This is a genomic window from Albimonas pacifica (assembly GCF_900113695.1).
GTDB classification, from domain to species: Bacteria; Pseudomonadota; Alphaproteobacteria; order Rhodobacterales; family Rhodobacteraceae; genus Albimonas; species Albimonas pacifica.
On the sequence record NZ_FOQH01000007.1, the window covers coordinates 157983 to 172567 of the forward strand.

Below are 14585 nucleotides of genomic sequence, written 5' to 3' on the forward strand. Positions count from 1 at the left end.
ATTCCGCTAGGCCGAGACACGAGGCACGGTCCCGACGCGCAACGACGTGGGGGGAGAGGGACCGACAATCGAGAACGCCGGGCAATGGCACCCGGCGCGCCGCTGAGGTCGCAGAGGGCAGGCTGTGCTTAAATCCACCAAGCCGGGCGAGATCGCCATCGTCGGGTACGGCTGCCGGCTCCCCGGCGCTTCGGACGCGGACAGGTTCTGGTCGCTTCTCAAGGACGGACGCTGCTCGGTCGGACAGGTCGACCCCGCGCGCTGGGCCACCGACCGCTGGAAAACTCCGGCGGGCGGGCCCGGGCGCAGCTACACGTTCGCCGCCGGCCAGCTCGACGCCCCCTTCGACTTCGACGCGGGGTTCTTCGGCATCTCGCCGCGCGAGGCCGAGCAGATGGACCCCCAGCAGCGCCTGATCCTTCAGGTGACCTGGGAAGCGCTGGAGAAATCCGGCCTGCGCGCCTCGGATCTGCCGAAGGCGACGACGGGCGTGTTCGTGGGCGCCTCGTCCTCGGACTACGCCAACCGCTTCTACTACGACCCCGCGGGGATCGATTCCCAGTTCATGACCGGGAACACGCTGTCGCTGATCTCCAACCGGATCAGCTACATCCTCGACCTCAACGGGCCGAGCTACACCGTCGACACCGCCTGTTCCTCGGGCCTCTACGCCCTGCACGAGGCGTTCGTCGCCATGCAGGCGGGGCTGGTGGACACCGCCATCGTCGGCGCGGTGAACATGCTGCTGTCGCCGTTCCCCTTCGTGGGCTTCTCGGCGGCCACGATGCTCTCCAAGGTCGGCCTCTGCCAGGCCTTCGACGCCAACGGCGACGGCTACGTCCGCTCCGAAGGGGCGGTGGTCTTCGTGCTGCGCACGCTGGAGAGCGCGATCGCCAACAACGACCGCGTGCTGGGCGTGATCTCGGGCGCGGGCATCAATTCCGACGGGCGCACCACCGGCGTCTCCCTGCCCTCGGGCGACCAGCAGCGCGCGCTGCTGGAGGACGTCTACCAGCGCTTCAACGTCAATCCCGCCAAGCTCGCCTTCATCGAGGCGCACGGCACCGGCACCCGCGCCGGCGACCCGATCGAGACCTGGGCGCTGGGCCAGGCGCTGGGCCGGCGGCGCGCCGACCCGCTGCCCATCGGCTCGGCCAAGACCAACGTCGGCCATCTCGAGGCCGGCTCGGGCCTCGTCGGCCTGCTGAAGGCGCAGCTGGCGCTGGAGCACGGGATGCTCCCCGCCTCGCTGCACTTCCGCGAGCCGAACCCCGACATCAAGTTCGACGACTGGAACCTGACGGTCGCGGCCTCCGCCACCCCGCTGGAGACGCAGGGCGCCCCCCTCTACGCCGGCGTCAACTCCTTCGGCTTCGGCGGCGCCAACGCCCATGTGGTCCTGCGCCAGCCCAAGGCCGAGGAAAAGCGCCCCGAGCCCGGCAAGATCGAGCCCGCGCCCCTGATCCTCTCGGCCCGCTCCGAGGAGTCGCTCTCGGCCCTCGCCCGCGCCTACCGCGCCCGGCTCGAGACCGCGTCGGCAGCCGAGGCCGCGCGCATCGCCAACGCCGCCGCCTACCAGCGCGAGCGTCTGCCTCATCGCCTGATCGCCCTTTCGGACGACCGCAAGGAGCAGCTCGCGGCGCTCGACGCCCATATCGCCGGCGACAAGTCGCCGATGCTCGCCACCGGCCGCGCCCAGTCGCGCGAGGGGCGCACCGCCTTCGTGTTCTCGGGCAACGGCGCCCAGCATGTCGGCATGGGCCGCGCCGCCTACGCCAACGACCCGATCTTCCGCGCCACCTTCGACGCGGTCTCGACCATCTTCGAGAAACTCGCAGACGTCTCCCTGGTCGAGGCGATGCATGCCGAGGATCTGGTCGAACGTCTGCCCTACACCTCGCTGGCCCAGCCGCTGATCTTCGCGACCCAGGTCGCCACCGTCGAGAGCCTGGCCGAGAAGGGCCTGAAGCCCGACGCCGTGCTCGGCCATTCGGTCGGCGAGGTCGCCGCGGCCTGGGCCGCCGGCGCCTTCGACCTGCCCGACGCGGTGCGCCTGATCCACGTGCGCTCCCGCAACCAGGAGAAGATCCGCGACCGCGGCACCATGGCCGCCGTGCTCGCCGGCGCGGACGCCGCCCACACGGCGCTCGAGGAGGGCGGCTTCGACCAGATCGCGGTGGCGGCCGACAACTCGCCCCGCTCGGTGACCATCTCCGGCCCCGCCGACCAGATCGCCGCCTTCTCCAAGTTCGCGCGCCGCAAGAAGATCGCCTGCAAGGCGCTGGGGCTGGACTACCCGTTCCACTCCCCGCTGGCCGAGGCGCTGAAGGACGATCTCCTCGCCGACCTCGACTGGCTGCGGCCGGCCGAGACGCGCTGCGAGTTCGTCTCCGCCACCTTCGGCGGGACCGCCGACGGCGAGGCGCTGGGCCCGCATTACTGGTGGACCAACATCCGCCAGCCGGTGCTGTTCCGCCAGGGGCTCGAGACCCTGCTGGAGGCCGACTGCGTGAACTTCGTCGAGATCGGGCCGCGCCCCGTGCTCTCGACCTACGTCCGCGACACCGCCGCCGAGCGCTCCCGCCCCGCCGCCGTCCTCCCCACGCTGGAGGAGAAGGACGAGCGCGCCGACATGCGCCGCGTGGTGGCGCTGGCCGTGGCGCAGGGCGCGCATGTGGTCGAGAACCGCTTCTTCGGCCGCGACGCCCGCCCCGACCAGGACCTGCCGCTCTACCCCTGGCGCCAGCAGACCTACGTGGTCCCCGCTTCGGACGAGGCGGTCCGCCAGCTCGACGCGATGGGCGGCGACCCGCTGCTGGGCACGGCGCTGCGCGCCGGCGGGCGCGACTGGCGCGCGACCGTCGACCCCGCCTCCCCCGCCTGGCTGGGCGACCACCGGGTCGAGGACGCGGTGGTGTTCCCCGCCGCCGGCTACGTGGACATGGCGCTCGCCGCCGGGCTGGAGGCGCTGGGCGCCGACGGGCCGATCGAGCTCGCCGACCTCGACATCCTCCGCCCGCTGGCGATGGAGGAGGGCACGGGCTATGAGCTGCGCACCACCCTGCAGGGCGACCGCCTGGTGGTGGACGTGGAAAGCCGCCGGCGCCTGTCGGGCGAAGACTTCGGCCTGCACGCCCGCGGCCGCCTGCGCCGCCCCGCCGGGCCGATCCCGGCCGCCAAGACCCCGCCCGCGCCGGACGCCGAGCGCACCATGGGCGCGGATCGCCTCTACGAGCTGACCCGCCGCTTCGGCCTGGGCTACGGCGAGGTGTTCCGCCGCGCCGTCTCCGCCCGGCTGGTCGACGCCCGCTCCTGCTTCGTGACGCTGGATGCGGCGCATCCCGCGCTCGACTGCGCGCGCCACGCGCTGCACCCGGCGCTGCTGGACGCGGCCTTCCACGGCCTCTTCGCCCTGATCGCCGAGCGGGCAGACGCCGCCGACGGCTCGATGTCCTACCTGCCGGTGCGGCTCGGCTCGCTGATCCTGCACGCGCCCCACGCCGCCCCCGTCGGGGCGTGGGTGGAGATCGACAAGGCCTCCGAGCGCAGCCTCGAGGCCACCTTCCGGCTGGTCGACGTCACCGGCGCGCCCATCGCGACCCTGATCGGCGCGCGCTTCAAGGGCGTGCGGATCTCGCGCGCGAAGCCGGCCTCGGAGCTGACCTACCGCAACGCGCTGGCCCGCCTCGCCCCCGCCGGCGGCGCGAAGACCGACCTCGGCGCGCTCGCCCCCGGGCTGCTGCGCGACCTCGGCGTCGACGAGGCGCCTGACCTCTCCGCCGGCGCGCTGCTGCTCGACACCACCGCGCGGCGCATCGCCCGCGACGCGCTGGCGACGCTGGCGACCGAATCCACCGTGCTCGACGCCGAGGCGCTGATCGCCGAGGGCCGCCTGGCCGAGACCGCCCGCCCCCTGTTCGAGCGCTTGCTGATCGCGCTGGAGGAGGACGAGGCCGTGGGCCGCGCCGAGGACGGGCGCGCCCTGCTCGACCCCAATCCGCCCTACCCGCCGCTCTCGGCCCTGACCGAGGCGCTGTTCGCCGAGGCGCCGCGCCGCATCGTCGAGATCGCGCGCCTGATGGCCCTGCCCGACGCGCTGCCGAAGCTGCTGGCCCGCGGCCCGCACGAGGGCGCCGACGGCCCCGTCACCGCCGCCCAGCTGCGCATGGCCGCCTCGGGTCCCGCCGGCGAGGCGCGCTGGTCCGCGCTCTCCGAGGCCGCCGCGATCACGGTCGCCAACGCCCGCGCCGACCGGCGGCTGGACGTGCTGGTGGTGGGGGCGGCGCCCGCGGCGCTGCTCGACCGCCTGCAGGCCTCGGCCGTGGTCTCGGCCTGCGTGGTCACCGACCCTGACCCGCGCCACGTCCGCTCGCTGAAGGTGGGCGATCCGGAGCGGGCCAAGATCGACTATCTCGCGCTCGACGAGATCCATGGCCGCAGCTTCGACCTGGTGCTGGCGGGCGACGCGCTGTGCCGCCTCGGCGCCCCGGCGCTCGCCGACCTCAAGGCCCTGATGGCCGAGGGCGCGGCGCTGGTCGCGGTCGAGGAGGCGCCCAGCCTGATCGCCGACCTGATCGAGGGCGACGAGGCCGACTGGTGGTCCGACACCCTCGACCCCGCCCTGCCCGTCGGCCGCCTGCGCGAGGCGCCGGAGTGGGCCGAGACGCTGTCGGCCGCGGGCTTCCTCGACGTCTCCGCCCGCCCGCTGGCGAGCGCCGAGGCGCAGGCCGCCCTGATCCTCGCCGCGGCCCCCGCCCGGATGCCGGCCGAGGGCGAGGCCGGCGACGGCCCGATCCTGGTGGTCCACGCCGCCGCCGAGACCGCGCTGGCCGAGGCCCTGGCCGCGCGCCTCGCCGAAGCCGGGCGCGAGACCGCCGCGGTGACCGAGGCGAAGCTCGGCGCCGCGCTGGAGGCCTCGGAGGCCGCCGAGATCGTGCTGCTGGCCCATCTCGCCCAGGACGGCCCGGCCCTGGCCGCGGCCCACGCCCGGATGCTGTCGGCGAAGACCGCGCTGGCCCTGCCCGGCCGGGTCGCGCGCCTGTGGGTCGTCACCCGCGGCGGCGTCGCCGCGGGCCCGCTGCGGCCGCTGCACCCGTCCGAGGCCGCCGCCTGGGGTCTCGCCCGCGTGCTGGCGAACGAGTTCCCGGACATCGACGTGCGCCTCGCCGACTTCGCGCCCGAGATCCCCGACCTCGCCCCCCGTCTCGCCGCCGAGATCCTCTCGCCGGCCGAGGATCGCGAGACGGTCCACGACCTCGCCGGCCGTGCGGGCGTGCGGGCGGAGCGCGTCTCCGACCTCGCCGACCGCGCCCGGGCGGCGCAGCTTGCGGACCCGAGCATGGGCGTGCGCCGCCTGGCGCTGGGCCAGCAGGGCTCGATCGACAGCCTGGAGTGGCGGGTCGAGGATCGCGGTGCCCCCGGCGACGGCGAGATCGAGATCGAGGTCGTCGCCGCCGGCCTGAACTTCCGCGACATCATGTGGGCGCAGGGTCTGCTGCCCGAGGAAGCGCTCGAGGACGGTTTCGCCGGCCCCACGCTGGGCATGGAATGCTCCGGCGTGGTGGTGCGCACCGGCCCCGGCTGCGCCCGGTTCCGGGAGGGCGACCGCGTGATCGCCTTCGCGCCGTCCTGCTTCGCGACCCATGTCTGCGTGCACGAGAACGCCGTCGCCCCCCTCCCCGAGGGCGTGGACCTGACCGCCGCCGCGACCATCCCCACCACCTTCCTGACCGCCTGGTATGGCCTTGTGGAACTGGCCCACCTCGCCCGCGGCGAGACGGTGCTGATCCATGGCGGCGCCGGGGGCGTGGGCCTCGCGGCCCTGCAGATCGCCGCCGCCCGCGGCGCGCAGGTCATCGCCACCGCCGGCTCTCCGGCCAAGCGCGAGCTGCTCCGCCAGCTGGGCGCCGCGCATGTCTTCGACAGCCGCTCGCTGACTTTCGCCGACGACGTGATGCAGGTGACCGACGGCCGCGGGGTCGACGTGGTCCTGAACTCCCTGTTCGGGGAGGCGATGGAGCGCTCGATCGAGTGCCTCAAGCCCTTCGGCCGCTTCGTGGAGCTGGGCAAGCGCGACTACTACGCCAACTCCCAGATCGGCCTGCGCCCGTTCCGGCGCAACCTGACCTATTTCGGCGTCGATGCGGACCAGCTGCTGGTCTACCGCCCCGAGCTCGCCGTGCGCGTCTTCGAGCAGCTCGGCGACGGGTTCGAGCGGGGTGACCTGATCCCGCTGCCGCACATCGTCTTCGACAGCGCCGAGGTGGTCGACGCCTTCCGCCTGATGCAGAAGTCCGGCCATATCGGCAAGATCCTGGTGAAGGCCCCGCCGAAGGTGGAGGCGCCGAAGACCCGCGCCCCGAAGATCACCGCCAAGGGCGCTTACCTCGTGGTCGGGGGCCTCGGCGGCTTCGGCGCCGAGACCGCCGCCTGGCTGGTCGAGCGCGGCGCGCGCCACATCTGGCTCACCTCCCGCTCCGGCCGGGTCACGGAAGCGGCGAAAACCGCCATCCGCCGGATGGAGGCGATGGGCGCCAAGGTCGTCACCCGCGCCTGCGACGCCGCCGACGAGACCGCGCAGAAGGAGCTGATCGACGAGATCGAGGCCGGCCCCGCCCGCCTGCGCGGCGTGCTGCACACGGCGATGACGCTCGATGACGCGCTCTTCGCCAACCTCGACGGCGACCGCATCCGCACGGTGCTGCGCCCCAAGATCGCGGGCGCCGAGACGCTGGACCGCCTGACGCGGGACCTGAAGCTCGACCTCTTCGTGGTCTACTCCTCGGCCACCACGCTGGTCGGCAACCCCGGCCAGACCGCCTACGTCGCCGCCAACTGCTACCTCGAGGCGCTGATGGCCGAGCGCAGGCGCGCCGGCCTGCCGGGGCTGGCGGTGGCCTGGGGCGCGATCTCGGACGCCGGCTACCTGACCCGCGACGCCAGGACCGGGGCGATCCTCTCGGACCGGCTGGGGTCTTCGGCGATCACGGCGCGCGAGGCGTTCCAGGGGCTGGAGATGGCGCTGGCCGCCGCCGATCCGCAGGACGCCTCGGCGGTGAACTACGCCCAGATCGACTGGGCCTCGGCGGCCCGCGAGCTGGCGGTGACCCGCACGCCCCTCTTCGCCCGGATGGAGATGCCCGACGCCGCCGCGGCGGGCGAGGCCGCGCTGGACCTCGCCGCCCTCGTGGCCGGCATGTCCGAGGCGGAGGCGCTGAAGAAGATCTCCGAGCTGCTGGCCGGCGAGACCTCCCGCATCCTGCGCCTGCCGGCGGAGGAGATCGACCCCCGCCAGCCGCTGACCGAGCTCGGCTTCGACAGCCTGATGGCCGTCGACCTGCGCATGGCGGCGGAGGAGAAGCTCGGGATCGACATCCCCTTGATGAGCCTCGCCGGCGGCGCCACCCTGATGGACATCGCCGCCCGCGTGCTCAAGCGCCTCGATCCGGCCGAGGCCGGCGCGGCGCCCGAGGGCGCCGACACCGGCGACGCCGTGCTCGACGGGCTGGTGGAGCGCCATGTCGGGGCCGGCGACGAGATCGACCAGGAGGCCCTGGCCGAGCTGAAGCGCCGCGCAGGCGGCCCCGCCGGCGCGCTGAACTGACCCCCGCCGGCCGCCGGCCGCCGAACGCGCGCGGCCGGCCGCCGGCCGCGACCCGCGCGCGGGCGTCCGCAGGCTGCAGACCGACCGCGGCCGACGCCGGCCGCAGACCGAACGCCGGCGGCCCCGCGCCGCATACGAGAAGGAACGAGCCCCATGTCCGGCTCTGAACGCGAAGGCCGTTTCGGCGCGTCGCGCCGCTCCGCCTTGCTGGAGGAGCTGCGCCAGACCCGCTCGCGCCGCACCCCCTCCGACCGTCCCGCCGCCCGGCCCAGCCCGAAGCCGCAGCCCAAGGCCTTCGACTTCGGCTCGCTGCCCGGCCACAAGCAGATCCGCCTGCAGAAGTCGGCGGCCGAGATGCTGGGCATCGGCGTCCCCTACTTCCGCGAGCAGGAGGGCTACGCCGGCCCCACCTGCCGGATCGAGGGGCGGGAGGTGCTGAACTTCTCCTCCTACAACTACCTCGGCCTGAACGGGCACCCGAAGGTCCACGCCGCGGCGCGCGACGCGATCGAGCGCTACGGCGTCTCGGTCTCCGCGTCGCGCGTGGTGGCGGGCGAGCGGGACCTGCACGCGAAGCTCGAGAAGGGGCTGGCGGCGTTCTACGGGACCGAGGATTGCGTGACGATGGTCTCGGGCCACGCCACCAACATGACCACCATCGGCGCGCTGATGGGGCCCAAGGACGTGATCCTGACCGACACCTGGATCCACAACTCGATCACCGAGGGCGCGCGCCTGTCGGGCGCGGCCCGGGTGACCTTCCCGCACAACGACCTCGACTGGCTGGACGATTTCCTCTCGCGCAACCGCGGCCGCTACGAACGCGCGCTGATCGTGGTCGAGGGGCTCTATTCCATGGACGGCGACTGGCCCGACCTGCCGCGTCTGGTGGAGCTCAAGCACCGCCACGACGCCTGGCTGATGGTCGACGAGGCCCATGCCGTCGGCGTGCTGGGCGAGACCGGCCGCGGCATCGCCGAGATGCAGGGCGTCGACCCCGCCTCGGTCGAGATCTGGATGGGCACGCTGTCGAAGACCTTCTCGTCCTGCGGCGGCTACATCTGCGGCTCTGCGGCGCTGATCGAGTTCCTCAAGGCCAACGCCGCGGGCTTCGTGTTCTCGGTCGGCCTCGCGGCGCCGCTGGCCGCGGCCGCGCTGGCCTCCCTCGAAGTCCTCCAGGCCGAGCCGGATCGCGTCGCCCGCCTGCAGGCCAACGGCCGGCGGCTGCTGGACCGCGCCAGGGCCGCGGGGCTGGACACGGGCGAGGCCAAGGGCTCGGCCGTGATGCCGGTGATCGTGGGCGACAGCGCGCGCGCCGCGATGCTGTCGGACGAATGCTTCAAGGCCGGGCTCAACGCCCTGCCCATCACCTTCCCCGCGGTGCCCGAGAAGCAGGCCCGCCTGCGCTTCTTCCTGACCTCGGAGCATACCGACGCCCAGATCGACCGCGCGGTCGAGATCTGCGCCGAGGCGCTGGCCCGGGTCCGGTCCCGCAAGCTGCCCTTCGGGGCCGGCGCCTGAGCGCGAGCCGGCGCGCCATGGCCAGGACCCCCGCCTCCGGGCCCCGCCGCGCCGGGGGCGCCCATGCCGGGCATGACGACCATGGCGGCGGCGGCCCGCGGCAGGGCCCGTCCCGCGCCCGCCTGCGCCGGGCGCTGCGCACGCTGACCGGCGGGCGCGGCGCGACGCGCTTCGTGCACTGGGCCGACGCCCCCGCGCCCGGAACGGCGCTGCCCTGGCTGCTGCCCGCGGCCCTGCCCGGCCACCCGCCCGTGGCGCTCGGCCTCGGCGAGGCGCCGGCCCGCTCGCCCGAGGCCACGGCCGAGCTCGCCGCGCGCATCGCCGCCGACCTCACCTGGTGGCCGGCCGCGATCTCCACCGCCGCGCGCCCCGAGACGCTGGTCGACCTGCGCGACGCCGACGCCGCCGACGCCGAGAGCCTGCTCGCCATGGCCGAGGCGCGCGCGCCCGCGGCCGACACCGTGGTCCTCGCCCATGGCGGCGAGGGCGAGGCCGCCGCGCGGCGCCGCGGCCTGCCGGTGGTGCGCCGGGTGGCCGAGGTCTGCCCCTCGCGCCTCGACCGGGTGGTCGCCTCCCACGGGGCGCTGGCCCATCGCGCCGCCGTCGGCGGCCGGCTGGGCCTGACCCTGGCCGGCGAGGCGGACCCGGCGCCCTGGCTTTCCCGGGCGCGGTTCGTCGATCCCTGGCGCGGCCTCGCCGCCCCGGCGGCCGAGGCGCTGGACGCGCTCGCCCTGCTGCGCGCCGCCGCCCAGCGCAACGACCGGCGCACGGTCACGCTGGGCTTCTCGCGCTGGAAGCGGCGCAACGCCGACCCGTTCCTGACCGGGCCCGAGGGCCGCCCCGCCCATGTCGGCGGCCTGCGCAACGCGGTGCAGGTCGCGCTCGCCACCCGCGCGCGCCTCGCCGTCTGGGGGATGCGCGACGCCTCCGAGGCGGAGGCGGCGGGGGTGGAGGTGATCCGGCTCGAGGACGGGTTCGTGCGCTCGGTCGGGCTGGGCCTGCGCCATGCGCCGCCCTGCTCGCTGGCGGTCGATCGCCTCGGGCTCTATTTCGACGCCACCCGCCCCACCGACCTCGAGGCGCTGATGCGCGAGGCGGAGATCCCCGAGCCCCTGCTCGAGCGCGCCTCCGCCCTGCGCCGGCGGCTGATCGAGCTGGGGATCACCAAGTACAACCTCGCCCGCTCCGCCCCCCTGCCGCAGACCTCGCGCCGGAAGATCCTGGTGCCGGGCCAGGTGGAGGGCGACCAGTCCCTGCGCTTCGGCTCGCCCGAGGTGCAGCAGAACGCCGAGCTGCTGCGCCGGGTGCGCGCGCGCCACCCCGAGGCCTTCATCCTCTACAAGCCCCACCCCGACGTGCTGACCGGCCTGCGCCCCGGCGCGGTGGACGAGGCCACGCTCGCCGCCTGCGCCGACGCGGTGGCGACCGAGAGCGCCGCGGAGGCCTGCCTGGAATGGGCCGACCGGGTGGAGTGCATGACCTCGCTGATGGGGTTCGAGGCGCTGCTGCGCGACCTGCCCGTCACCACCTTCGGGCGGCCCTTCTACGCCGGCTGGGGCCTGACCGAGACGCCCTTCGACCCCGCCTTCTCCCGGGGCCGGACGCTGTCGATCGACGCGCTCGCCGCCTGCGCCCTGATCCTCTATCCGCGCTACGTCGACCCGGTCACCCGCCTGCCCGCGCCGCCCGAAAAGGTGCTCGAGTGGCTGCACGCCGAGCGGGACTACGTGAAGACCCCCCGGGGCCGCGCGCGGGAGGCGTGGCGCGGCCTCGCGTCGCGGGCGCTGAACCTCCTGCGCTGAACCCGCGTTCAGACTGACCCGAAACCCCCTGCGCCGCCGCGTCCGCATCCGTAGCGCGCGCACAACAACCGCCCCCCGCCCCGCCGGCGTCCGCGCGCGGGACGGTCGACAGCGGGCCGGACCCGTGCCAACAAGGTCTTGAAAAGGGGCGGACAAGCCTCCGACCGAGCCTCTGGAACGGGCGACAGGATGATCTCAGCGTCGGCTTCATGCCGCAGACGTATCGCGTTCTGCGTGGTGATCGCCGCGGCCGTTGCGCCCGCGGGGCGCACGCTGTCGCAGGAACCTCCTCCGCCGCGCCTCGAGACCCGCAACCTCTACGGCATGACCGGGCTGATCGACATGCCCAGCGCGCGGGTCCAGCCCGACGCCGAACTGGGCGTGACCACCAGCTATTTCGGCGGCTTCATGCGCAACACCCTGACCTTCCAGGTGCTGCCGCGCGTCGAGGCCGCGTTCCGCTACTCGATCATCGAGGACTTCTTCGTCGGCGACGACCTGTTCGACCGCAGCTTCGACATCAAGGTCCTGCTCTCGGACGAAACCCGCTACTTCCCCGCGGTCGCCATCGGCCTGCGCGACTTCCTCGGCACCGGCGTCTACTCGTCCGAATACATCGTCGGCACCAAGGAGGTGCTGCCCGGCCTCCAGATCACCGGCGGCCTCGGCTGGGGCCGGCTGGCGGGCACAGGCAACTTCGTGAACCCGCTGGGCTACTTCTCCAACCGGTTCAAGGACCGCGACACCCGCGACCTGGGCACCGGCAACGTCAACATCGGCCAGTTCTTCCGCGGCCCCGACATGGGCGGCTTCGCGGGCGTCGAGTGGCGGCCCCAGTTCCTCGACGGGCTGAGCCTGAAGGCCGAGTATTCCACCGACGCCTACCTCCAGGAGCAGGTGAACGGCGACTTCGATCCCAAGATCCCCTTCAACTTCGGCGCCGAGTACCGCTTCAATGACTGGTTCAGCCTCGGCGCCTACGCCATGTACGGCTCCGAGGTCGGCGTCCGCGCCTCGATCGGGATCAACCCCACCCGGGTCACCGGCCCGCGCGACGTCGAGGCCGGTCCCACGCCGATGAGCGTGCGGCCCCCGATCGACTCCCGCGTCTCGGCCGAGCTCGGTCCGGTGATCGAGCGCGTGGGCCCGGGCCCCGCGACCGGCTCCGACGCGGGCTTCGAGGCGAGCCTCCTCGCCGGCGCCACCGAGGGCGCGCGCTGGGCCCAGGCGCCCACGCGCCTCGCCCCGGGCGCCGAGTGCCCGGTGGAGGAAGCGCTCGACGTGGACGCCGAGCTGGGCGTGGTGGACGGCGTCACCTTCCTCGACCGCTCCGGCGCGCCGCTGTGCTCGGTGCTGCTGCGCGAGACCGGGCGGCGCTACCTGGACGGCAAGCGCACCCTCGTCGGCGCCTACGACACCGCCTGGGCCGACCAGCCCGGGACCCGCACGGCGCTCGCCGACGCCCTCGCCCAGGCGATGGACGGCGAGCGGGTGACCCTGCGCTCGGCCGACATCCAGGCGACGCGCGCCCATGTCGAGGTCGAGAACCCCTATTTCAACGCCAGCCCCCAGGCGATCGGGCGCACGGCGCGGGCCATGGCCAACACCCTGCCCCCCTCGGTCGAGGACTTCGAGATCACGCTGGTCGAGGACGACCTGCCCACCACCACGGTGCTGCTGCGCCGCGCCCGGCTCGAGGCCGCGGTCGAGACGCCGGACGCCGAGCGCACCTCCTGGGTGGACGCCGAGGTGCTCAGCGCCCTGCCGGTGGAGGGCAGCTTCCTGCCCGACTACGAGCCCGACCGGCACCCCGAGTTCAGCTGGTTCCTCTCGCCCGCCCTGCCGGTGAACCTGTTCGACCCCGACAACCCGCTGCGCGCGGACCTGCAGCTCGTCGCCGGCGCCCAGCTCACGGTGGCCCGCGGCCTCTCGACCAGCGCCTCGGTCTCCAAGTCGCTGATCAACGGCTTCGACGACATCACGCGCGAGTCCGACTCGGTCCTGCCGCGGGTGCGTTCGGAGTTCGCCAAGTATCTCCAGCAGGGCGATCCCGGCATCGACCGGCTGACCGGCGACTACCTGTTCAAGGTCAGCCCCGAGACCTACGGCCGGATCTCGGTCGGCTACCTCGAGCGGATGTTCGGCGGCGTCTCGACCGAGGTGCTGTGGAAGCCCTCCGAGCAGGACTGGGGCCTGGGGCTCGAGCTCAACTACGTCGCCCAGCGCGACTTCGACATGCTGTTCGGCTTCCAGGACTACGACGTCGCCACCGGCCACGCCTCGGTCTACTGGGACACCGGCTGGCATGGGATGGAGGTTCAGGTCGACGCCGGGCGCTACCTGGCGGGCGACTGGGGCGCCACCTTCGGCCTGTCGCGGCGCTTCGCCAACGGCTGGGAGATCGGCGGCTTCTTCACCCTGACCGACGTGCCCTTCGACGAATACGGCGAGGGCAGCTTCGACAAGGGCATCCGCCTGACCATCCCCTTCGCCTGGGGCCTGCCCTACGAGACGCGCTCGACGCTGGACATGAACATCCGCCCGCTGACCCGCGACGGCGGCGCGCGGCTGAACGTGGCGAACCGGCTCTATCCCATCGTGCAGGAGGTCGATCGCGGCGACCTGCGCGCCGACTGGGGGCATTTCTGGCGATGAGCGCACGCAGCAGCGGAACGCGCGCGGCCGCGCCGCGCCAGCCCGGCCTGGGGAGCGGCCCCGGCCGCGTCCGGCGGCGTCTCCGGCTGGCGGCGGCGCTGCTGGCCGGGGCGGGCGTGCTCGCGGCCTGCGGCGGCGAGGGCAGCTCGACCGAGCTGCTGCGCCGCCTGGGCTCGACCGCGCTGGGCTCGATCGGCGACCAGCTCGGCACGACGGACGAGGCGGAGCCGCCCCGCGTCCTGTCCCGCGCCGAGATCAACGCCATCGAAGGCGCGCTGATCGGCGTCCAGGTCGAGGGCGCGCCGATGGCCTATTTCCTCGCCTTCGCGGCGAAGCCGGACGGGCCGGTCACCTATTTCAACCTCGCCCGCCAGAGCCTGGCCTTCGACGGCGCCGCCCTGCTCTCGGGCCACGCGCTCGGCGACCAGCGCATCGGCTACCGCTCGGACCCGAGCGAGGACTTCCTGGTCGCCCAGCGCCCGGTGCGCGAGTGGCCGGGCCAGGTGACGCGGGTGATGCGCTTTCTCGACGGCGTCGGGCGGCCCTTCGCGCGGACCTTCGTCTGCGCGCCGCGCCCGATCGGCCCGACGCAGATCCCCCTCGCCGAGGTGACCTTCGACGTGATCGAGGTCGAGGAGACCTGCCGCAGCCCCTACCGCACCATCGTCCACCGCTACTGGGCGGAGGAGGAGACCGGCTTCGTCTGGCGCTCGGTGCAGTGGTTCGGCCCCGAGCGCGGCTACCTCGAGATCTCCGTCCTCACCCCCTTCAGCCGCTGATCGCCCCCGCGCGCGGCCCGCGCCGCGCGCCCGGGCCATGCGTCGCGGTCTCCGCCGCTCCCCGGCGCCCCGCCCGGCCGCGCGCCGCGGGCGCGGCCGCCCGGCCCGGCGCCCCCCTCCGACGCGGCGCTCCCGCCGCCGGCCCCGGGGCCTGCGTACCGAGGCGTGCCCCCCGCCGGCCCCGGGGCCGGGGCCGGGCGCCCCGCCTGCCCCGCGCCGCGCGCG

General features: G+C 74.3%; 5 protein-coding genes. All 5 read left to right on the forward strand.

The window, feature by feature from the left end; translation table 11 throughout:
• Nucleotides 1-124 precede the first annotated feature (124 nt).
• The 5 genes from BM064_RS16110 (at nt 125) to BM064_RS16130 (ending at nt 14360) form a co-directional block, all read left to right on the forward strand.
• Entirely contained in the window at nt 125-7603 is a 7479-nt protein-coding gene (locus BM064_RS16110) for a type I polyketide synthase (protein ID WP_092861125.1), read from the forward strand.
• Between the two features lie 153 nt (nt 7604-7756).
• A complete protein-coding gene (locus BM064_RS16115) occupies nt 7757-9124 on the forward strand; it encodes an aminotransferase class I/II-fold pyridoxal phosphate-dependent enzyme (protein WP_092861127.1) in 1368 nt (455 codons plus the stop codon).
• A gap of 17 nt (nt 9125-9141) precedes the next feature.
• Nucleotides 9142-10926 carry a capsular polysaccharide export protein, LipB/KpsS family gene (locus BM064_RS16120; RefSeq protein WP_092861129.1) on the forward strand — a complete coding sequence of 595 codons (1785 nt, stop codon included), beginning with the start codon at nt 9142-9144 and terminating at the stop codon, nt 10924-10926.
• Between the two features lie 189 nt (nt 10927-11115).
• A complete protein-coding gene (locus tag BM064_RS16125) occupies nt 11116-13581 on the forward strand; it encodes a YjbH domain-containing protein (protein WP_092861131.1) in 2466 nt (821 codons plus the stop codon).
• Entirely contained in the window at nt 13578-14360 is a 783-nt protein-coding gene (locus tag BM064_RS16130) for a YjbF family lipoprotein (RefSeq protein ID WP_092861134.1), read from the forward strand. Before BM064_RS16125 ends, BM064_RS16130 begins: the two co-directional genes overlap by 4 nt.
• Nucleotides 14361-14585 lie beyond the last annotated feature (225 nt).